Source organism: Collinsella sp. An7 (assembly GCF_002159335.1).
Taxonomy (GTDB): Bacteria; Actinomycetota; Coriobacteriia; order Coriobacteriales; family Coriobacteriaceae; genus Coprousia.
In genome coordinates, this window is the sequence record NZ_NFHP01000001.1 from 169,117 (window position 1) to 189,966 (window position 20,850).

The window sequence follows — 20,850 nt, forward strand, 5'->3', positions numbered from 1 at the left end:
GGATCGGCGAGTAGCACTGTAGTACGCTAAAGCACTCAACTGGGCTTTTGAAGGCGGAATAGACCGAATATGGGTGGTCTATTCCGCCTTTTCTAAAGATGCACTCACATCGGGGGTCGAGTTTTTTCGGCCGCAGATTTCGCCCCGGGAAATACCGATTTAAGACCGTTGCGCCCGGGGAGGTGGCGGCGCGGCGGATTGGCCTGAGGGCGGGAATCGGTGGCGCTGCGCCGATGCGGCCGGAGGCCTGAGACTCCGGCCGTGGTAGGTTGGAGCGCGGGGAGAATCGGTCTGTTTCTCTAGCGCCGCCGCGTGAACCAGTGGCGTGCCACACAGGGGATGCGGGTGCAAACGACCTCATCGGCGCTGGCGGAGCCGGTGCGCAGGGCGAGGATGAGCCGGTCGATGGCCTCGGAGACGGGGCGGCGGAACATGCCCATGCGAGGGCTGCGGGCGAGTGCGGGGAGGATGGCGGCATCGGCTATGACGAGGGCGCCGTTCCAAGAAAGGCCGTGGGCCTGGCAAGTACTGCTGAGAGCGGGGGAGAGGTGGTCGAGCGAGCCGAGCTGGGCGGATGGGGTTAAGAGAAGGGCGTAAACCGGGGATCCTGACAAGAGCCCGCTGCCAAGGTGATCGAGGGTGCTGCTGAGTGCGGCGATGGGTGCGTCTGGATCGGGGAGGTCAAGCGCGAGCGCGACGACGAGCGCGTCGAACGGCTCGCTGTGGCCTGCGGAAGCGGGGGCGGAGCCAGCTCCAGCTCCGCCCTGGTACCCATCGCGAATCTCAAGCAGGTGGCAAGCGGGCGGCAGCTCGCTATCCACCTCGGGCGCACTGCCGTCCACGGCACCCATCCTTGTGTAGACGGTGTACGCTTCGGCGAGGTCGCTCAGCACAAACCGCGCGGTTGCATCCAACGATGCGGCACCATCGTGCTCGCTGACGCCCGCATCTCCCGCGCATGCCGTTCCACTTGCGGGTATGGCGCTCACCAGGGCAATCCGTCGCGGAATCACGCTCGTCTCCCCTTACGCGTTCATCGGGTGGAAGACGGGTTCCCAGCCCTCAAAGGTGCACCAGGAGGTGTACCCGAGTGCGGCGAGCCGTCGGCGCACGAGCGCGAGATAGGAGCCCAGGTGCTCGGGTTTATGCGAGTCGCTCCCGATCGTTACGATCGTCCCCCCGAGGTCGCGGTAGAGCGCGAGAATCTCGGTGCAGGGCTGCAGATCGGGCAGGCCGTAACGAAAGCTCGACGTGTTGACCTCGATACCCTTGCCGTCGGCGATTACGCGCGTCAGGATCTCGGCGATAACGTCGCGGTTTTTCTCAAAGGGGTAGATGCCCGCCGGATCGTAGCGCTTGATGAGGTCGAGGTGGCCGAGCACGCTGTAGCCCGAGTAGTGCGAGACGACCTCGAGCAGCTCGTTGTAGTAGGCGTCGTTGTACTCCCGCTGCGTGCGCCCGCGCTGAAAGTCGCCCGTCCAAAACTCGGCGTCATCCACCTGGTGGACGGAGAGGATCGCAAAGTCCATCTCGCCGCTCCAACGCTCGAGGAGCTGCTCGTAGCGGGGGATGGTGTGCCGTTGCACGCCGAGCTCCAGCCCGCGCTTGAGGGTGAGGTCGGTGGCGTAGCGGTCGCGCGCCTCGGCGAGCGCGGGGAAGTAGCGCTCGTAATCGACGTTGAGCGCCGGCTCGCCCTCCACGATGGGCGCAAGCTCGGGATGGTCCACGTCGGGTTTGATGCCGTAATCCACGTGGTCGGTGATGCAGATTTCGTTGAGGTTGAGGCGGATGGCATCGCGGCAGACGTCATCGACGGCATAAACGGAGTCGTCGCTGAACTCGGTGTGCAGGTGGTAATCGGCGAGCATGGGTCCTCCTCGGGGCTACGGACGCGTTGCCGCCATTATAGGGTGCGGCCGCGGGCGCCGGGGCACCCGCGGCCATCCTGACACCTTGGCGCCAGAAGCTGATAACTCGTCGCGCCTTTGCTGCCGCCCTGCTGCCCTGCGTCCCCGGGGGCTTCTCGCGAAATGGGTCGGTGGGGGACGTGTTCCAAGTGACCCATTCTGGGGAGCAGAAGCCCTTGATCAGTGGTTCTAGTCGAGCTTGATGTGTTCCACGTTCTTGCGCGAACTCAGACGGTAGAGCGAGAAACGCCGCCCGATAACCTGCACGATCTCGGCGCCGCAGCGGTCGGCCAGCTCGTCGGCCGCCTCGCGAGCGGTGAGCATGGAGCTGTCGAGGACGGAGCACTTGATGAGCTCGTGGGCCTCGAGGTTGTCGTTGGCCTGTGCGACGATGCCGTCGTTGATGTCCGCCTTGCCGATCATGACGACGGGCTCGAGGTGGTGCGCAAGGCTGCGCAGCTGCCTGATCTGGCGTCCGGTGAGTGCCATGTGGTCTCGCTTTCTGCGGCGCGGGGCGCCGATGGGGTGTGGTTTGGAGCGCTCCCACGATACCGCATCGTGCGGGCGCGGGCCAGCGCCGGCGCCGTCCGCCAGAATTCCGCCACGTTGCGCAGGTAGCGGGAGACGCTTTGGCTATGATGGTGGCACAATGAGCGGCGGTCCGTGGGGCCCGCCATGTGGTGAAGGGGCCGAGATGGACGAGCAAGAGAAGGCGAGCTGCAACCCGGACGAGCCGCGTCGGGCGGACGAGACGGGCGCGACCAGTGGGGCGGGTGCCCCTGGGGTGCCAACGTCGGACGACGTGACTGTCGGTGGGGTGTCGTCGGTAGCAGAGGAGCCTGCGGCTGTGGGCGAGGTGGCCGTTGCCGCCGATGCGTCGCCGACCGTGGATTGGGCTGACGCTGCTGATGAGCCGTCGGTTGCCGGCGAGACTGCCGCCGATAGCGCGCTGCCGGTTGCCGGCGAGCCTTCAGAGTCGGAGGGCGATGCGAGGGCAGTTGAGCCTGGGTCGGATGTGCCTGATGCGCCCGAGGCTGCGCCCTCTGCACCGGCTCTGTCTGCGGCGGACCTTGAGGTCTTCCCGGGTGCGTTTGAGCAGCCGGTCAAGCCCTCGCCGCAGGCGGAGCCGGCGCCTGCGGGCTCTGATACTGGCGGGGACGTGTCTGCACCGGTGGGGGAGGATGCTTCAGCTGCTGACGCTCCTGCTGCCGGTCACTCGGCCGCGGTTTCTGAGCCGGCCCGGCCATCCGCGGCGGCGCCCGACCGCAACCCTTGGAACGACCCGCTGCCCGCTTCCTACGGCGGGGGCTCCGGCGTCACGCCGCCGGGTGCTCCCACCTCGGCTGCACCCACCGGCGGTTCTCGCCGCGGCATGCCCGGGTGGCTCGTCGCGGTTATCGCCGCAGTTGTGGTGATAGCCGCGGTGGCGATTGCCTTTGCAGGGCCGAGTCTGCTCGCTCCCGATTTGCCCGAGCCCGAACCGCAGTCTTTCGACCGCGGGCTCGACCCGCTCGACCATGACAACCCCCTCGACGATGAGGACATCCAAGGCTACCTTGACGATCTGGAAGATGCGGGAACCCCGGCCGGCGACCTCACCGCCGACGAGCAGGCCGTCTACGACGTGGTCGCAGCTCGGCTCGATGCGCTTGCCGCGGCCGATGCCTCCGAGACCGAGCTTATCGGTAGCCTCGTTTCGGAGGGCTTCTACGAGCAGATGGAGGTTGTGTCGCTCGAGATGTGCGGCGTCGACCCGCAGGAGTACGCGCGCACCATGCTCGACGGTCTCACCTACACGATCGATAGCGTCTACGTGAGTGCGGAGGGCGACACGGCGCTCGTCAGCGCTACCGTTACCTGCCGCGACGTCTTTGAGGTCATCGACGAGTTCAACGCCATGATGGAGGCCTACACCTCCTCTGAGGCATATGAGGTGTCGAGCCTTGCGGAGGATTACGAGCGCGTCGGCATCATGTTTATGGAGGCGGCGCGCACGGCGGGCATGAACGACGGCTACACGATGGACATCTACCTCGACCGCGACGGCGACACCTGGACGATCGACGAGACCATGTGGGAGATGGAGCTTGACTACCTCTTCGACGTGGCATGACGCGCTCGCGGTCATACCCTAACGTCGGAATCGCCCCGGAAGGAGTCCAGGCACCCCGACGTTAGGGATCCATGCCCGTTGCTCATAAGTCCGATGTGTCTTTAGTGATCTCGCACTCACGCAACGCCACGAATGCACAACATCTTGTGGGCCACTGCCTTGCGGGCGCGGCGCAAATCGGTGAACGGTCGGGGCGAACCTGCGGCGCTGTAAGCCCGAGAATCGCGCGCCATGTATAAGGGCAGCTTGTGGAGCCAATCTATATCTAGTGTAGCCACTCGCCTATAACCCTATATATAGAGTGCATCAAGCATCCGAGGTTGGTAGAATCAAATCCGCTGCCCGCGTGCAGCCAGCCCGGCCCTCCGCGCACCGATTCTTTGTCCGCACGGTCTGACATGCTGTATCCATCATTAACGCGCCGCGCTCCCGCCCAGTGCTCAGAGAAAGCGAGGTCCCATGGCAACCACCATCGAGGAACTCATCACCCGCCGCTTCACGTCCGCGCTCGACCTGCCCGAGAACGCCGGCAAGACCGTCTACGATCTCTTTGACTGGTCCACGCGCTCGGTCCACCTTGCCGATTACAAGACGGGCAAGACCCTCTGCGACATGGAGGGGCTTGAGTTTCCCGTGGGGTATTCGCAAAACGCGGTGGACATCATCGCGTCTAAGTATTTTCGGCGTGCGGGCGTGCCCGGCGCGGGGAGCGAGACCTCGCTCAAGCAGGTGGCGCACCGCATGGTCGACTTCTGGGTCGCCGCTCTGGTGGACGAGGGGCTGGTAGAGGAGGGCGAGCAGGCGCAGATTCTCTACGACGAGCTCGTCTACATGATCTTGGACCAGCGCTTCGCCCCCAACTCGCCCCAGTGGTTCAACACCGGGCTCAAGCGCGCCTACGGCATCTCCGGCGAGCCGCAGGGCATGTATTACGTTGACCCGGAGTCCGGCCAGGTTGTGGAGTCGCCCGACCAGTACACCCGCACGCAGGCGAGCGCGTGCTTTATCGTGAGCGTTGAGGACAAGCTTCTGGGCGAGCACTCCATCTCGGACGAGTTTGTGACCGAGACCAAGCTCTTTAAGGGCGGCTCGGGCACTGGCTCCAACTTCAGTGCGCTGCGCGCCGAGGGCGAGCGGCTCTCGGGCGGCGGTGTGTCGAGCGGGGTGATGAGCTTTCTCAAGGGGCTTGACCGCAACGCCGACGCCATCAAGAGCGGTGGCACCACGCGCCGCGCGGCAAAGATGGTCTGCCTCGACATCGACCACCCCGATATCGAGCAGTTCATCACCTGGAAGGCGCGCGAGGAGGATAAGGCGCTCGCCCTTATGAAGATGGGCTACGACGGCGACATTAACGGCGAGGCCTATGCCACGGTTTCGGGACAGAACTCCAACAACAGCCTGCGCATCGATAACGAGTTCATGACCAAGGTCGCGAAGCTCGACGAGGACCCCGATGCTACCTACATGCTGCGCGGGCGCGTGGACAGCCGGCTCGACCGCGAGGTGAGCGTCGCGCGCATCTGGGACGAATTTAACGAGAGCGCCTGGCGCTGCGCCGACCCCGCGCCGCAGTTCTCGGACACCTTTAACGAATGGCACACCTGCCCGGGCGGCGAGGACGGCGTGGTGGGCGCGAGCTACAACCGCCTCAACTCGACGAACCCCTGCGGCGAGTACGCCTTCTTGGACGACTCAAGCTGCAACCTCGCCTCCATCAACGTCTACCGCTTTTACGACCCGGCGACCGACCACTTTGACGTGGAGGGCTACGAGCACGCCATCGACCTGATCCAGCTCGCCCTCGAGGCCTCCATCGCGTGGGGGCAGTTCCCCACCAAAGACATTGCGCGCAAGACGTACCGCTTCCGCGCGACGGGCCTGGGCCTCTCCAACCTGGCGAGCCTGCTCATGGCCAAGGGCATGCCCTACGACTCGCCCGAAGCGCGGGCGCTGGCGTCGGCTCTGGTGGGCACGCTCACCGGGCGCAGCTACACGGCGTCGGCCATCATGGCGCGCAAGGTGGGACCGTTTGACTGCTACGCCATCAACAAGCGCCACATGGAGCGCGTGATCCGCAATCACGCACGCGTGGCGGGGGCGCGCAACGATGCCTTTGAGGAGCTTACCATCGAGCCGCCGATCGTGGATTTCGACCTGCTCGTGGCGGCGGGTGAGAGCGAGCTTGCCCAGGCGCTCATCGAGAGCTGGACCTTCGCCGAGGAGCTCGGCGAGCGCTACGGCTACCGCAACGCGCAGGTGAGCGTGCTCGCGCCGACGGGCACCATCTCGTTTGCGATGGACTGCGGGGCCACCTCCATTGAGCCGTTCTTTAGCCACATGATCTACAAGAAGCTCTCGGGCGGCGGCTTTATGGTAATTGCCAACCCCGTGATCGGCGACGCGCTGCGCCGGCTGGGCTATACCGACGACGAGATCACGGACATCGTCGAGTACGTGCAGGCGACCGACGATGCCGGCATGATCGTGGACGGCAAGATCGAGGGAGCGCCGCACCTGCGCCCCGAGCACCTGGCGGTGTTTGACACGGCCAATACCTGCGGCTCGGGCGAGCGCTACATCGACCCGCGCGGGCACGTGCTCATGGTGGCGGCGCTCACGCCGCTCGTCTCGGGCGCCATCTCCAAGACGGTCAACCTGCCGCACACGGCCACGGTGCAGGACTTTAAGGATGTGGTGATGCTCGCCTGGCAGACGGGCTGCAAGGGCATCACGCTCTACCGCGACGGCTCCAAGAACGCCCAGCCGCTCAACACCTCGCTCGAGGAGGACGGCCCGCGCGACCTGGGCGACCTCACGTACGCCGACCTTTTGGCCTATGCGCGCGACGCCGAGGCCAAGCTCGCGGCGGGAGCGCACCCGGCCGAGCGGCGGCGCATCGTGGGCGTGCGCAACGGCCGCACCCATCTGGCGCAGATCGACGGGGTGAAGATCTATACCACGGTCAACCGTAACGAGGCGGGCGAGATCGCCGAGCTCTTTGTGACGACCGACCGCGAGGGCACCACGATCATGGGGCTTCTGAACTCGCTCTCTAAGACTATCTCGGTGATGCTGCAGTACGGCATTCCCGCCGAGCGCATCTCCAAGATGCTCCGCGGGCAGATGTACGAGCCCTACGGGTTTGTGCAGAGCCACCCCAACATCAAGTACGTGACGAGCATCTCCGACCTGATTTCTAAGGTGATCGACATTGAGCTGGGCGACTACTCGCGCGTGCAGGTAAAGCCCGAGGGCTGGAGCCAGATTGCCGGGGCCACGCCGGCCGAGCCGGTGGCTGCGGTCGAGGCCGTGGCAGCGGTTGAGGAGCGCGTCTCTGCAGCGGGCGCGGCGGACGACGAGGAGCCCGTGGTTGCGCCCGAGGAGATGGACCGCCTGGTGGCGGCAAAAGAGGACGAGCTCCGCGAGGAGACGGGTAACGTGGACACGGGCGACTTCTACACGGCGGCGTTTGTGAACGAGGCCGCCCGCAACGCCGCTCTCCACGGCGAGCGCCTCTACGACGGGAGCACCTGCCCTAACTGCGGCAGCTCGCGCATGGTGCAGAACGGGACGTGCAAGGTGTGCATGGACTGCGGCACCACGACCGGCTGCAGCTGATCCCGGCGGGCTGTAGCACGCCATCTTGCCGCTCGATCGTCGGTCGCCGCGCAAAGGCGTGCCCCCTCCTCTTTCGCGGCAATCTGGCGCACTACAGCCTACCGGGCATCCGGGATGGAGGTAGCCGTGTTGGTTGCCGCGGCTCTCGAGTTGCCCCTCAATCGTCGGGCATGGCGTTGAGGCCTATGCCCTCCTCTTTCAGGGCAACCTCGGGCACTGCGGCAACCCGGATGGCGGGTCGGGGCGGTGACGCTGCCCGCGTTTGCCGCCCTCTGCCCAGGCGACGCCTCGCCTTTGCACATCACTCACCTAAACGTACCCTGGGGAGCAAGAGCGCGAGCGGGAGCGCGTCGCACCCCTCGCGGGTGCGTGGATTGAAGTATGGAGATCGCGGAGGAAATCTAGAACTGAAAGAAGTCGCACCCCCTCGCGGGTACGCGGGTTGAAATTCGGTGCGCTCCATCTGCGCGGCATCGACCGTGTGCTGATTTCCTGCAGATACGCGGATTAGAGCTTGGGGACAGCAGGGCGCCTTGTGATTTGCCTACAGGCTCAGGATTCGCATGCTCGACGCGCTCCCCGCGCATACCAAGATGGCCCCAAGCCTGATGCTGCCCATAGACGGCAAAAAGCCCCCTGGACATACCCGGGGGCCTGGCCGTTAGCGTCGCTTCTTGTCCTTGCCGAAAATGGCCTCACGGATCTGTTTTTCCTTGTGCTTGAGCCACGCATAGCGCAGAAGTTGTACCACGGTAAAAAGCGGAAAGACCACCAGCACGAGCACCACGACGGCAATAATCATGTATCCAAGAACCATGCGACCACCTTACCGTTTCCGCCTGAGGTCGTTCTTATTGTTGGCGGAGCGATTGCTAAGTGCTCCGGCCGCGGCAGCGCACCAAGGTGCGAATACGGTCACTCGTGCCACGATAATCAGCTGCCGCCCTTCGACGCTCCGGCCAGCCCTTACTTCCCCGAGAGCTCCAGCGTATACACCCGCCCACCTTCCTCGGTGAGCTGCAGCTGGGAGCCCTCGAGCGCAACATCCACGATCGTGCCTTCGCCGTCTGCGAGGTCGCTGGGGAGGGAGCCGTCGCCCGGCAGGTAGCTCTGGATGTAGTAGCTGCCCTCGCCATTGGACATCACATAGATAAAGCCCTCGTACGTGGCCATGCCGGCTGGCGTGCCCGTTACGGTAAAGAGCGGCACGGGATCGGCGGTGGAGTCTGTAAGCTGACGAGCAAGGGTATACGTTCCGCCGTCCGCTGGCGCAAAGGTGTAATTGAAACCCATCACCTCAAGCGTGCCGTCGGCGTCGACTGCCTTCGGTGCTTCTTTGGCATCGGCGTTCTCGAAATCCGTCACGATCACTTCGTCGGTCGTTCCGTCATCCATAAACGCGCGCAGCGCCGCTCCGCCCACAAACCAGATGAGCAGGCAGGCGAGTGCAATACCGACAATCGCCCCCGCAATCACAGGCCCATGGCTGCGCGGCCCCGTCTTGCCGAGGGCCTGAGCCCGCTCGCGCGAAACGCCGGCCGCCTCTTGCCGATACCGCACGGTCTCTCCGGGTGCGGCGTGCGCTGCCCGCTTGGCGGCCTGCGCGGCGTTGATGGGGGCGCGGGCTCCTGCAACGGTACTGCCGCTCGCGCGGCGCTGCCCGTTGGCGGCGTGAGCGGCATGTCGGCCAGGGGCGGCGGTATGCGACGCCGGTGCGGCATTCGACGTGGCTTGACGGTGGCGCGGGGTGGGCTGGGAGCTGTGCTGCGGTTGCGTCATGGTTGCTCCTCGAGTCGGCGGGCGCGGACGCGCCCATGGAGCACCCAGCGTACCATGCGTCGCAGCGCATCATGTGAATGCTTCGTGGGCTCCGGCGGACGGCTGGCGTGCTTGCCCGGCCGTCCCTCAGCTCGCTGGCCGCCGCGCCCGGGCGGCTCATATTGCCGTCCGGCCAACGGCCGCGCAGCCGGCCAACAGCCTACGCCGTGTCGCCGCCCTTCGGCTCCCATGCGATGAACGCCCAACGCACGATGCGTTCGTGGTCGAGCATGTAGCGGCCCTGTGGCTTGCCCTTCTGCCCCAGCTCGCCCGCGTGCGGGTTTTCGACCATGTGCTCGGCGAGATATGCCCGCAGCTCGCCCACGCGCCCCTCATTGCCGCGCTCGAGCATGCGCGAGAAGTCCGCCACACCATCTTCTAGCGAGTCAAACGTGTCGCGCCGCGGCGAGGCGATGTAGCGCACCTCGGGGAGGCGCCCGAGCCCGACCAGGATGTTAAAGGCGTACACGTAATCGCGGCTCTCGGTCACGCTTGCGCCGATGGCGCCCATGATCTGCGGGTCCACGCGCGGGCTCGCTCCCGTAACGAGCGTGATGCAGCAGCGTCGACGCGCCACGCGGTCGAGCTTCATAAGGGCGGCGGCGAGGTCGCGGGTGGCGATGGAACGGCTGGCAAACGCAACGTCGACCATGTTTTCGCTCAAGCCCTCGGCCTCCCAGTCGTCATCCCAAGCGAGCCGCCGCGTCTCGATCATGCCCGGGGCAACGGTGCCGTGTGCCTCTTCGTAGGCGATGCCCTCGCGCAGCACCTCGAGCATCCGCGGCGAAAAATCGCAGGCAAGGACCGGGTGCTCTGTCCGCGCGAGTGGGATGGCGAGCGTTCCCGCGCCGCAGCCCATGTCGAGCACGCGCTCGTCGGGCCGCAGCTCGGCGAGCTCAAGAAAGCCGCGGGCATAGGGGTGGGTCTCGCGCGGGCGAAAGTGCTTGGCCCGGCCGTCCCACCAGCTGGGGTTATCAGGCGAGCGGCGTGCCACCTGGAGCGCCTTCCACTCCTCGTTCCAGTCGGTGGTGAGAAGCGTTGCCGCAGGTGAGCCGTTGAGGTCGGGCTCGCAGGCGTCCGGCTGGGTGGCCGGGGGCGCTGCCGGCGCGAGGTGTTCTTGGGTCGGGGCGTGTTCGGTCATGGGAACCTCCTTTGCTCCATTGTCCTCCTTTTGGCGCGGAGTCGGGCGATGGGCGCGTCCACGGCAGCCGACGGCGGCCCCTGTCTCCCGGCCGGCCTCTTGTTTGGTGCCCATCCGCCCGCTCGCTATCCGTCCGGTCTCCCAGCCGCGGTACATTTCTTTGCGCGATGAACCCGGAAGTGCGTAAACCGCGGCGCTTTGACACTTCGGGTTCACAGCGTGTGGAGATGTGACGTTATCTACCAGGTCTTTTGGTGAGGGTTCACCAACGGGTTCATTGCCGGGTTCACAGCGCGTGGATTTGCACGGGGTGTAGCCTTTGCGTCGCGCCCCTGGCAACCTGACCTCGCGCCGCCCGTCCGGCAGTCCGGTGGCCGTTCGCCCACCCGGCAGCCCGCTACGCCATGCGTCTGCCTGGCCGCCCGACACCCGCCTCGCAACCCGTGTGAAACGCGCGAGCACCCCACCCCCGGCACCGCGGCGCGGGCGCGACAGGCTACAATAGCCAACAAGCAACGGGCCGCCACGAGCCGGCCCACCGACGGGCTGCCCCGGGCCGCCCACCCCGAGCGTTAGGAGCGCGCATGGCCATCACGCCGGCAGAAATCGCCGAGACCCGCGGCATGGTCGCGGAGCAGAACCTCGACATCCGCACTATCACCATGGGCATCTCGCTCATGGGCTGCGCGGACGAGAACATCGACCGCATGTCGACCAAGATCTACGACCACGTGACCACTACGGCCGAGCATCTCGTCGAGACGGCCGAGGGCCTCGAGCGCGAGTACGGCATCCCCATCGTCAACAAGCGCGTCTCGGTAACGCCGGTCGCCCAGATCGCCGCCGCTTGTCCCGACGAGGACCTCACCCCGCTCGCGCACGCGCTCGACCGCGCAGCCGAGACGCTCGGTATCGACTACCTCGGCGGCTTCTCGGCGCTGGTACACAAGGGCACGGGCGACGCCGACCGTCGCCTCATGAACTGCATCCCCGAGGCGCTCGCCAACACCACGCGCGTATGCTCGAGCGTTAACGTGGCGAGCCTGCGTGCGGGCATCAACATGGACGCCGTGCTCAAGGTCGCCGAGGTTGTGCGCCGCTCGGCCGAGCTCACGGCCGACGAGGACTCGGTAGGCGCGTCCAAGTTTGTGGTCTTTGCCAACATGGTGGAGGACTCGCCCTTTATGGCTGGTGCCGTCCACGGCTCCGGCGAGGCAGACGCGGTGATCAACGTGGGCGTCTCGGGCCCTGGCGTTATGGCTGCGGCGCTCGAGCAGCTGCCCGAGACGGCCGATATGATGGAGGTTGCCGAGCAGATCAAGCAGACGGCCTTTAAGATCACCCGCGCGGGCGAGCTCATGAGCCGCGAGGCAGCGCGCCGCCTGGGCGTGGCAAAGGGCATCGTCGACCTGTCGCTCGCCCCCACGCCCGCCATCGGCGACTCGGTGGCCCGCATTCTGGAGATCATCGGCGTGGGCACCTGCGGCGGTCCGGGGACCACGGCGGCGCTCGCCCTCCTCAACGACTGCGTCAAGAAGGGCGGTGTCATGGCGACGAGCTCGGTGGGCGGCCTCTCCGGCGCGTTCATCCCCGTCTCGGAGGACGCGGGCATGATCGCCGCGGCCGAGAAGGGCGCACTCACGCTCGAGAAGCTCGAGGCCATGACCTGCGTGTGCTCGGTGGGCCTCGACATGATCGCCATCCCCGGCGACACGAGCGTGGAGGCCATCGCGGGCATCATCGCCGACGAGATGGCGATCGGCGTCATCAACAACAAGACGACGGCGGTACGCATCATCCCCGCCATCGGCAAGGGCGTGGGCGACTCGGTGGAGTATGGCGGGCTTTTCGGCCGCGCGCCGATCATGCCGGTCAACCCGTACGCGGGCACGGTCTTTGCGCACCGTGGCGGACGCTTCCCCGCGCCGCTCAACTCGCTCAAGAACTAGGGGAGTGCGGACTAGAGGGTCTTGCCTACTGCTTCCGCCACGTGTCTGAGCAATCAGCCTCGTCTTTTGCATTCGATGCACTTCGGGCCGCGATAGTGCCGAATTCGGTCTCATCGCGCCCCGACGTGCATCAAGTGTGTGGGGTGAGCGCGAGAAGCGGGGACGGGGCGGACGCAAGGCAAGGGGACGAGCGCCGCATGTGAGGGGGTTTGCCGGCCGCCCCTCACCCGACGCGTTCGTGTACCATAGCAGGGTGCATTTGCGCCGGCGCACCCGCCGGCTGCCGGCCGGGCCGGCTTGGTTTCAGGAGGGAATTCCCGTGTCGCTTTCCATCGGTATCGTGGGCCTGCCCAACGTGGGCAAGTCAACGCTCTTCACCGCGCTCACCAAAAAGGGCGGGCTTGCCGCCAACTATCCGTTTGCCACGATCGACCCCAACGTCGGAATCGTCAACGTGCCCGACGACCGTCTCCAGGCGCTCGCCGACATCGTTCACCCGGGGCGCATCGTGCCGGCCACGGTTGAGTTTGTCGACATCGCCGGTCTGGTAAAGGGCGCCAACGAGGGCGAGGGTCTCGGCAACCAGTTTCTCGCCAACATTCGCGAGACCGACGCCATCTGCGAGGTCGTGCGCTACTTCAAAGACCCCAACGTGCTCCGCGAGGCAGGCCGTACGGGCGAGTTTGTAGACCCGGCGGGCGATGCCGAGACCATCATGACCGAGCTTATCCTGGCCGACCTGCAGACGCTTGAGAAGCAGCTCCCCAAGCTCGAGAAGGAGGCCAAGCGCGATCGCGAGCTCGCGCCCAAGCTGGAGGTTGCCCAGCGACTCGTGGCATGGCTGAATGACGGCAACCGCGCCGCCACGCTCGACATGACGCCCGAGGAGCGCGCCGCCGCCAAGGGGCTCTTCCTCCTCACCATGAAGCCGATTCTCTATGTTGCCAACGTGGACGAGGACATGCTCGGCGAGGAGCTCGAGCTTATCGACGGGGTGACGCCCATTCCCATCTGCGCCAAGGTTGAGGCCGAGCTCTCGGAGCTCGAGCCCGAGGAGGCGGCGGAGTACCTGGAGACGCTCGGGCTCGAACGCCCCGGCCTGGAGGTGCTCGCGCAGGCGGCCTACAAGCTACTCGGCCTGCAGTCGTTCTTTACCGCCGGCGAGATGGAGGTCAAGGCGTGGACGGTGCGCACCGGCGCCACCGCACCGCAGGCGGCCGGCGTGATTCACTCCGACTTTGAGCGCGGCTTTATCAAGGCCGAGGTCATCGCCTACAACGACTACATCGAGCTCGGCGGCGAGCAGGGTGCCCGTGCGGCTGGCAAGCTCCGCATGGAGGGCAAGGACTACGTCATGGCCGACGGCGACGTGGTGCACTTCCGCTTTAACGTGTAGCGCGCGGCGGCGACGGGCCCGGCGCCGGGCTGCTGCTGCGCCGCTGCCCGCCCATCGACCTGTGAGAGGACTTTGCAATGTTTCGCTATGGAAAAGCCAACGGGTATATGGCGATTGCCCTCGCCGTGCTCTGCGTGGTGCCGCTGATCGAGACCATCGTGGTCTTTCCGCAGCTCTCGGACACCGTGGTGATCGGCTTTAACGCCGCGCAGGAGACGGCGCGCGAGGGGAGCCGCTGGTACTTGGCGCTTCTGCCGCTGCTTTCTCTTGCGCTCGGTGCGGCCTCGCTGCTGAGCGGCTTTAACCGGGCAGGCGGCAACGGTGAGTCTGCGGCCGTTGCGGCGCTCACCTTTAGGCGCTATGTGCGCAACGGGCTCGTGACCGTGGTGATCTTTAACTTTGCCAACATCTACCTGCTCTCGATGGCGCTCACCGGGCAGATCTTGCCGTTCTAGACGCGCTACCAGATAGGGACGCATAGCAAGCGGGCGGGCTGCAACCATCATGTCGTGACTGCGGCCCGCCCGCTTTGTGCGTTCGGTTTGCGTTAGATGCCCGCCGGGGTGCGGTCGTGGTTGACGACCCGGTAGAAGAGGCGGGCCACCTCATGCGGGTCGTGCGTCTGGCCGAGTACCCACATGGTCTTGGCAACGAGCGCCTCGGTGGTCATGTCGTCGCCGCGGAGGATGCCCGGGTGGTCGGCATAGGCGCGTCCGACCTCGTACACGCCGAGGTCGAGGCCCTCTTCGGGCACCTGCGTGGTCATGACGGCGATGCGCCCGGAGTCGACCCAGTCATAGATCGCCTGCTTAAAAGAGGCCGCCCCCGGGCCGTAATCGGGGACGCCCCCAAGGCCGTACGTCTCGAGGATCACCGCGTCGTACTCGGGTTTGAGCAGCTCAAAGACGCGAGGGTTAAAGCCGGGCGTGAGCTTGAGCACGGTCACGCGGCTGTTGAGCGTGCGGGTGCTCACGGGCGTCTGCTGCCGTGCGGCGCGGGCGGTGCGCAGGGCGTTGACGAGCATGCGCGCGCCGGCCTCGGTCTCGGTTGCCGCGGCCGCGGCCTCGAGCATGCGATCGTCGATGGTCCAGCCGGGGAGCGCCGCGCCGCCGCGGAGGATGCGATCGTGGCGGATGTAGGCGAGCGGCGGAAAGTTTACGCTGGTAAAGGCATTAGCGCTCATGGTGCGCTGCTTGCGCGCGCGGGTGCCGGCGATCACAAGGCCGCCAAAGACAATGGCGACGTCGCGCGCGCGGTCGTCAACCGCCCACAGCAGGCTCTGGTAGAGGTTGAGCTTGGCGTCGGTAAAGGGGCTCATCATGGGGCGCTGCGAACCGGTGAGGACGATGGGCTTGGGGCTCTGCTGAATGAGGTAGGAGAGCGCCGCTGCAGTGTAGGACATCGTGTCGGTACCGTGCAGGATGAGAAAGCCGTCGTGGTCGTCGTAGGCGTCCATGATGACGTCGCGGATGCGGAGCCAGTCGGCCGGACGCATGTTGGTGGAGTCGATGTTCATGGGCTGCACGACGGTGAGCTCGCAGAGGCCCTCGATCTCGGGCACGCAGGCGGCAAGCTCGGAGCCGGTGAGCGCGGGGGAGAGGCCGCTGCCCTCCTCCATGGAGGCGATGGTGCCGCCGGTGGCGATGAGCAGGATGCGTTTCATGGGGCCTCTTTCGGTTAGTTGCGCGTGGTCCCTTATTGTAGGGGAGCGGTGCGGTGGAGTGAATCGGCGGGGCGGGGTGCGGCTGCGGCGCGGGGTCGCCCGCCGCGTCCGCCCTCGGATGGTTGTCTTGCGCCGATGCACCGGCAGGGCGCCTGGGCGTGTGGCCTCGTGTATGATAGGGGCATCTGGACCGATGGCCTGGCCGCGGGGGATTGCGGTCGGCTGCATCGTTGAGTACGAGGAGAGGTATTCCATGGCGCAGACCACCCAGAAGGTGCTCGTTTTCGACTTTGGCGCGCAGTACGGCCAGCTCATCGCCCGCCGCGTGCGCGATCTGCACGTATACTCCGAGATCGTCCCGTGCGACATCTCGGCCGACGAGGTCCGCGCGATGGAGCCGTCGGCGCTCATCCTCTCGGGCGGTCCGGCGAGCGTGTACGCCGAGGATGCGCCCTCCATCGACCCGGCGATCTTTGACCTGGGGTTGCCGGTGCTCGGCTTTTGCTACGGACACCAGATCATGGCGGTCACGCTCGGCGGCGAGGTCGCGCACAGTGAGGTGGGCGAGTACGGCCCTGCAACGCTCGCCTGCGACAACGGCTCGGCGCTCTTTGAGGGCACGCCGATGGAGCAGACCGTGTGGATGAGCCACCGCGACGCCGTCGACCGCGTGCCCGAGGGCTTCCACGTTACGGCGCGGACCGAGGTCTGCCCGGTGGCGGCCATGGAGTGCCCGGAGCGTAAGCTCTACTCCACGCAGTTCCACCCCGAAGTGCGACACACCGAGTACGGCCAGCAGATCCTCAAGAACTTCCTCTTTGGCGTGTGCGGTCTTGCACAGGACTGGACCATGGACAACCTCGTTGAGACCATGACCGCAGAGATCCGCGAGAAGGTCGGCGGCGACCGCGTGATCTTGGCGCTCTCGGGCGGCGTGGACTCGAGCGTGGTGGCGGCGCTGTGCTCGCGGGCCATCGGCAAGCAGCTGACCTGCGTGTTTGTGAACCACGGTTTGCTCCGCAAGGGCGAGCCCGAGCAGGTGGAGGAGGTCTTTACCAAGCAGTTCGACGTGGACTTTATCCATGTTCACGCCGAGGAGCGCTACGCCAAGCTGCTCGACGGGGTGACCGAGCCCGAGGAGAAGCGCCGCATTATCGGCACGCAGTTCTGGGAGGAGTTCTTTGCCGTGGCGCAGCAGCTCGAGGAGGGCGGGCGCCCGGTGACCTACCTCGCGCAGGGCACCATCTACCCCGATATCATCGAGAGCGGCGCGCGCAAGACGGGTGGCAAGACGGCTACGATCAAGAGCCATCACAACCTGATCCCGTTCCCCGAGGGCGTGCATTTCGACCTTATCGAGCCGCTCGACCATTTCTTTAAGGATGAGGTGCGCGAGCTGGGCCTGGCTCTGGGGTTGCCCGAGCACATCGTGTACCGTCAGCCGTTCCCGGGCCCGGGTCTGGCGATCCGCATCATCGGCGCGGTGAGCCCCGAGAAGCTTGAGATCCTAAAGAACGCCGACGCCATCGTGCGCGAGGAGCTCGATGCGTACAACCAGCGGCTGTTTGAGGAGACCGGCGAGCGCAACAGCGAACACAGCTGCTGGCAGTACTTTGCGGTGCTGCCGGATATCAAGAGCGTGGGCGTGATGGGCGACGAGCGCACCTACGCGCGCCCGGTGATCCTGCGCGCGGTGGAGTCGAGCGACGCCATGACGGCGGACTGGGCGAAGCTGCCCTACGACGTGTTGGCGAAGATCTCGAGCCGCATCGTGGCAGAGGTCCCGGGCGTCAACCGCGTGGCGTACGACATTACGAGCAAGCCCCCCGCGACGATTGAGTGGGAGTAAATCATCGTACAGATGTTCGTATTTTTGGACTGTCCGTATGATTAAAACTCGTACCATTCTGTATCATTCCGTCCACCGGTAACGAGCAAGCCACCGGCACATCGGAACTCAGAAAACCGCGGAGAAGGGCCTTCCATCAAGCGCGATGGAGGGCCCTTTGTCCTATATATGCGCTGGTAGAGCGCCAAATCAGAAGAAAACGACACGATACGCGGCGGCACGGGGCGCGACGCGGCGCGACGGCGCGGACGCCATGGGAGGGCTCCGGGACGCGCGGGACAACGTGCATTACCGAGCGGGCCGCGCGCGGGAGCTCTGGCGCGAGAGTTGGAACTCAATTTGAACTCAACGAGAAAAATGAACTCAAATCTCGCCATACACGCAGGTAAATAGTACAGACGATTATTCCCCGCCCCCATACAATCGAATTCGGAGCTGACGCAGCCGGGTCACGCGCGCCCACGTGTCCGTTCGGTGAAACCTCGACCACCGGGGACTTGCCGTGACGCGTCGCGACGGCCTCGACCACGCCCCTCCCCCCGAGCGGCATCATCTGGCACTAGGCGGCACGCCACGGCATCCGCGGTGACGTGGCGACACGGCCAGACGCCGCCGGGAAGGAGGACGCATGGGCGAGATCGACGCAGGGGCCCGGTCCGAGAAGGTCTCAAGCGCTGACGAGCTGCTGCGGGTCCGAGACGTCCAGCGGGTGCTGGACGTCTCGAGGACCATGGCGTACAAGCTCGTGAGCGATGGGGTCATCGCCTCGGTGAGGGTCGGAAGGCTCGTGCGCGTGAGGCGCTCGGCGCTGGACGACTACATAGCGGGCAGGTCCAAGAAGGCTGAGGGCGCGGAATCGCGCCGGGAGCGTTTCGGTGGCGCCGGGGAGTAACGAGGCACCTCTCGGGAGCCGTGGGGATTGCGCTTCGAATCGACTCGAAGGAGTTGCTCGAGATGGCTGATTCGAACGCACGCATCGCACGCAGGGAGAAGGTTCCCATTCCGGTTCAGGACTACTACAGCGTCGACGAGGTGGCCGCCCTGCTGAGGATCAGCAGAAACCGCGTGTACGACCTCGCGAAGGAGCGCGAGGACCCGCTGCCCCTTCGCTGCTTCCCGACCGGATGGAGAGGGTCGTTCGCCTCGCGCGAGGAGCTGCGCGAATGGGTGTCGCGCAACACGGTGCTCGTGAGGGAGCGCCGGGGATAGGGGAGAGGAGCTGGCGAGATGGGGAAAGCCCCTGCCGATTCCTTCCTGGTCGTGCATCGCTTCATGTGGGGACGGCTGGGGCTCTCGGGGACGACCCTTCTCGTCTTCGCCCGCATCTACGGGTTCTGCTCCGGGGGAGGCGAGTTCTACGAGAGCAAGCCAAACACCGCCGCCTTCCTCGGCATCAGCGAGAGGACGGTGTTCAGGGCGATCTCTGAGCTGCTCGCAAGGGGGCTCATCGAGGAGATCGGGACCCGCCGCGCCCGCAGCGGTGCGACGAAGCGGTACGCGCTCACCGAGCGCGCGCTCTCCGCCCATGACGGCCCGTCACCCCATGGCGGCGGATCGCATGACAAGGTGCCATGGCGGGGAGAGACGGCCTGTCACCCAATAAGGAAATCGGAGAACAAACACTATGAGAGCTAACGCGGGGCCGGGGCGCCTGCTTACCGCCTCGGACGTGGAATCCCTCGGGCTCGACGCGGAGGAGCCCCCGAGTCCGGAGTGCCCCTACTGCGGGGCCCCGCTCGAGCCGCTCGCAGTCGAGCTGGACGGGAGGGCGTACTGGGTCTCCCACCGCGACTGCGGCTGCGAGGGGGAGCGGGCGGTTCGCGAACGGCGGGAGGCCGAGGAGCGCCGCGAACGGAGGCGGGAGCTGCTGGGCAGGCTGACGAGGGCCGGCATAGGGAGGCGCTATCTCGACGCGCAGGTCAGCGTGCGAAGCTGCGCCGACTACCTCGCGGGCTTCGCCGACTCGCGCGGCGGCGGCCTTTACATCTACGGTCCCGTGGGGAGTGGGAAGACCCACGAGGCGAGCGCCCTCGCGGCACGCTTCGTGGAGGCGGGCTACACGGTGGTGATGACGGGGACCCTGAGGATGCTCGACTCGGTCTACGCGTCATACCGGTCGGACTCCGAGCGCGCCGCCGGGCTCTCCAGGTACTCGACGTGCGACGTGCTGATTCTCGACGACCTTGGCAAGGAGGGGGCGAGCGGCTGGGCGGGAACGACGCTCTACCAGATCGTGGACGCCCGCTACAACGCGATGCTCCCGGTCATCGTCACCTCCCAGTATCCCCCGCAGTCAATCGAGCGGCGCCTCGCGCGAGGGGGCGAGGCGGAGACTGCCGCCGCGATCGCGTCGCGGCTCGCGGAGATGTGCGAGCCGGTTCCCCTGACCCACCGGGACCGCAGAAGGTGCGGATAGCGTGAATGCTCCACCTGGCGGGACCTCCCGTGACGCCGCCCTCGCGCCTCGCGCCCCCGCCCCGGCGTCCCGCGTATAACTCAGCCGAGGGGGCGCGGCGGCACGGCGGTCAAAAGCTGACCTTGGTGAACCGGGCCGATAACGCCGCCGCGCCCGGAAGGAGTCACGGGAGGTCGCATGGGGACGATTGACTGGAGGGAGCGCACGCGCCCGGTCGACAGGGGGCTGCACGAGGCGCTTGTCGCCAAGTGCCAGGAGAACGGCTGGCTCAAGCGGGGCGGCTACGACTGGCAGGACGACCCCTGGCTCGAGGAGTACCCCTACGAGTTCGTCGAGGCGGAGGACGTCTCGGCGCTGAGGGGCTTCCTCGGGTGCGGGAACTGGGCCATCCGGACGGGCATCGTCTACGACGACCTCGCGTTCATCCAGCAGGTGAACGGAGGAGATGAGTGGTGGACCCTCAAGAAAGCGCCCGACGGGTGGGAGGCGTTCGAGAGCTGGACGTTCGGGGGGATCCTCGAGCGCGGCACGGAATTCGAGCGCGCCGTCGCCTCCATGCAGATGGCGACGCCGGAGGAGTGTCTCCGACTCGACTACATGCTCCCGGAGACGGAGTCTCCCCTGGACTGGAGGCTCGTTCGGACGGAGGGCATCGCTCCCACGGGGGAGGTCGTGCCGTGCCGCGCGTTCGTGGCGAAGACGGCCGAAGGGTACGAGGGCCGCGTCTTCGAGCGCCCCGGGCTCCCCGGGTTCTGCATGGAGGTCCGCCGGACGGACCCTCCCGCCCTCCTGCTTTGCCAGGAGGGGGTGAAGCGGCCCCTCGGAGCCGCAGCCCTCTGCGAGCGCGTGCTGCCCGCGGCGGCCGCCCCCGGATCGAGGGGCCTGTCCGACGCGGTTCGCTCCGCCCGGGGCTGCAGCGACTCGCTGCCCCAGCGGACGGCCGCGCCGGCGCGAACCGCAGAGGGGAGGTAGGCGCC

18 protein-coding genes are annotated in these 20,850 nt (G+C 66.4%); 11 read left to right on the forward strand and 7 right to left on the reverse strand.

What is annotated here, in order from left to right; genetic code table 11:
• Window positions 1-299: 299 nt before the first annotated feature.
• The 3 genes from B5G20_RS00695 to yhbY all read right to left on the reverse strand — a co-directional run bounded on the left by B5G20_RS00695 (window position 300) and on the right by yhbY (window position 2,396).
• Window positions 300-1,013, reverse strand: coding sequence for a hypothetical protein (locus B5G20_RS00695; protein WP_087353942.1), 714 nt, complete (start codon window positions 1,011-1,013; stop codon window positions 300-302).
• A 12-nt stretch (window positions 1,014-1,025) separates the two neighbouring features.
• Window positions 1,026-1,868, reverse strand: a complete 843-nt coding sequence (locus B5G20_RS00700) for a histidinol-phosphatase HisJ family protein (protein ID WP_087353944.1) — start codon at window positions 1,866-1,868, stop codon at window positions 1,026-1,028.
• Window positions 1,869-2,096: 228 nt separating this feature from the next.
• On the reverse strand, window positions 2,097-2,396 hold the full coding sequence (gene yhbY / locus B5G20_RS00705; protein WP_087353947.1) for a ribosome assembly RNA-binding protein YhbY: 300 nt from the start codon (window positions 2,394-2,396) through the stop codon (window positions 2,097-2,099).
• 205 nt (window positions 2,397-2,601) lie between these two features.
• Here yhbY and B5G20_RS00710 point away from each other — a divergent pair, with 205 nt between their 5' ends.
• Together B5G20_RS00710 and B5G20_RS00715 are read left to right on the forward strand one after the other, a co-directional pair.
• Window positions 2,602-4,020 (forward strand): hypothetical protein, encoded by a 1,419-nt coding sequence (locus B5G20_RS00710; RefSeq protein ID WP_087353950.1) that lies wholly within the window; start codon window positions 2,602-2,604, stop codon window positions 4,018-4,020.
• Window positions 4,021-4,479: 459 nt separating this feature from the next.
• The gene (locus B5G20_RS00715; RefSeq protein ID WP_087353952.1) at window positions 4,480-7,641 is read left to right on the forward strand and encodes a vitamin B12-dependent ribonucleotide reductase; all 3,162 of its coding nucleotides are present in this window, start codon (window positions 4,480-4,482) and stop codon (window positions 7,639-7,641) included.
• Between the two features lie 661 nt (window positions 7,642-8,302).
• On the opposite strand, the gene B5G20_RS10245 is transcribed toward B5G20_RS00715, so the two are convergent.
• The 3 genes from B5G20_RS10245 to B5G20_RS00725 all read right to left on the reverse strand — a co-directional run bounded on the left by B5G20_RS10245 (window position 8,303) and on the right by B5G20_RS00725 (window position 10,600).
• The gene (locus B5G20_RS10245; protein WP_158094349.1) at window positions 8,303-8,458 is read right to left on the reverse strand and encodes a hypothetical protein; all 156 of its coding nucleotides are present in this window, start codon (window positions 8,456-8,458) and stop codon (window positions 8,303-8,305) included.
• A gap of 149 nt (window positions 8,459-8,607) precedes the next feature.
• Window positions 8,608-9,420, reverse strand: coding sequence for a hypothetical protein (locus B5G20_RS00720; RefSeq protein WP_087353955.1), 813 nt, complete (start codon window positions 9,418-9,420; stop codon window positions 8,608-8,610).
• Window positions 9,421-9,619: 199 nt separating this feature from the next.
• Entirely contained in the window at window positions 9,620-10,600 is a 981-nt protein-coding gene (locus tag B5G20_RS00725) for a methyltransferase domain-containing protein (protein ID WP_087353958.1), read from the reverse strand.
• A 584-nt stretch (window positions 10,601-11,184) separates the two neighbouring features.
• Between B5G20_RS00725 and B5G20_RS00730 the strand changes: the two genes are divergently transcribed.
• The 3 genes from B5G20_RS00730 to B5G20_RS00740 all read left to right on the forward strand — a co-directional run bounded on the left by B5G20_RS00730 (window position 11,185) and on the right by B5G20_RS00740 (window position 14,400).
• On the forward strand, window positions 11,185-12,549 hold the full coding sequence (locus tag B5G20_RS00730; RefSeq protein WP_087353961.1) for a PFL family protein: 1,365 nt from the start codon (window positions 11,185-11,187) through the stop codon (window positions 12,547-12,549).
• 319 nt (window positions 12,550-12,868) lie between these two features.
• Window positions 12,869-13,945 (forward strand): redox-regulated ATPase YchF, encoded by a 1,077-nt coding sequence (gene ychF / locus B5G20_RS00735; RefSeq protein ID WP_087353963.1) that lies wholly within the window; start codon window positions 12,869-12,871, stop codon window positions 13,943-13,945.
• A 107-nt stretch (window positions 13,946-14,052) separates the two neighbouring features.
• Window positions 14,053-14,400, forward strand: a complete 348-nt coding sequence (locus tag B5G20_RS00740; RefSeq protein WP_143750183.1) for a hypothetical protein — start codon at window positions 14,053-14,055, stop codon at window positions 14,398-14,400.
• 92 nt (window positions 14,401-14,492) lie between these two features.
• Here the strand turns inward: B5G20_RS00740 and B5G20_RS00745 are convergent, their stop codons facing one another.
• On the reverse strand, window positions 14,493-15,608 hold the full coding sequence (locus tag B5G20_RS00745) for an asparaginase (RefSeq protein WP_087353969.1): 1,116 nt from the start codon (window positions 15,606-15,608) through the stop codon (window positions 14,493-14,495).
• Window positions 15,609-15,861: 253 nt separating this feature from the next.
• On the opposite strand from B5G20_RS00745, the gene guaA reads away from it, so the two are divergent.
• The 6 genes from guaA (at window position 15,862) to B5G20_RS00775 (ending at window position 20,845) form a co-directional block, all read left to right on the forward strand.
• Window positions 15,862-17,457, forward strand: a complete 1,596-nt coding sequence (guaA, locus tag B5G20_RS00750) for a glutamine-hydrolyzing GMP synthase (RefSeq protein WP_087354592.1) — start codon at window positions 15,862-15,864, stop codon at window positions 17,455-17,457.
• Window positions 17,458-18,085: 628 nt separating this feature from the next.
• Window positions 18,086-18,349: a helix-turn-helix domain-containing protein gene (locus B5G20_RS00755; RefSeq protein WP_087353972.1), complete on the forward strand. Its 264-nt coding sequence runs from the start codon at window positions 18,086-18,088 to the stop codon at window positions 18,347-18,349.
• A 62-nt stretch (window positions 18,350-18,411) separates the two neighbouring features.
• Window positions 18,412-18,666, forward strand: a complete 255-nt coding sequence (locus B5G20_RS00760) for a helix-turn-helix domain-containing protein (protein ID WP_087353975.1) — start codon at window positions 18,412-18,414, stop codon at window positions 18,664-18,666.
• Between the two features lie 18 nt (window positions 18,667-18,684).
• Window positions 18,685-19,092: a helix-turn-helix domain-containing protein gene (locus B5G20_RS00765; RefSeq protein ID WP_087353977.1), complete on the forward strand. Its 408-nt coding sequence runs from the start codon at window positions 18,685-18,687 to the stop codon at window positions 19,090-19,092.
• 34 nt (window positions 19,093-19,126) lie between these two features.
• On the forward strand, window positions 19,127-19,873 hold the full coding sequence (locus B5G20_RS00770; protein WP_158094350.1) for an ATP-binding protein: 747 nt from the start codon (window positions 19,127-19,129) through the stop codon (window positions 19,871-19,873).
• 177 nt (window positions 19,874-20,050) lie between these two features.
• Window positions 20,051-20,845, forward strand: coding sequence for a hypothetical protein (locus tag B5G20_RS00775; RefSeq protein ID WP_087353983.1), 795 nt, complete (start codon window positions 20,051-20,053; stop codon window positions 20,843-20,845).
• Window positions 20,846-20,850: the final 5 nt, after the last annotated feature.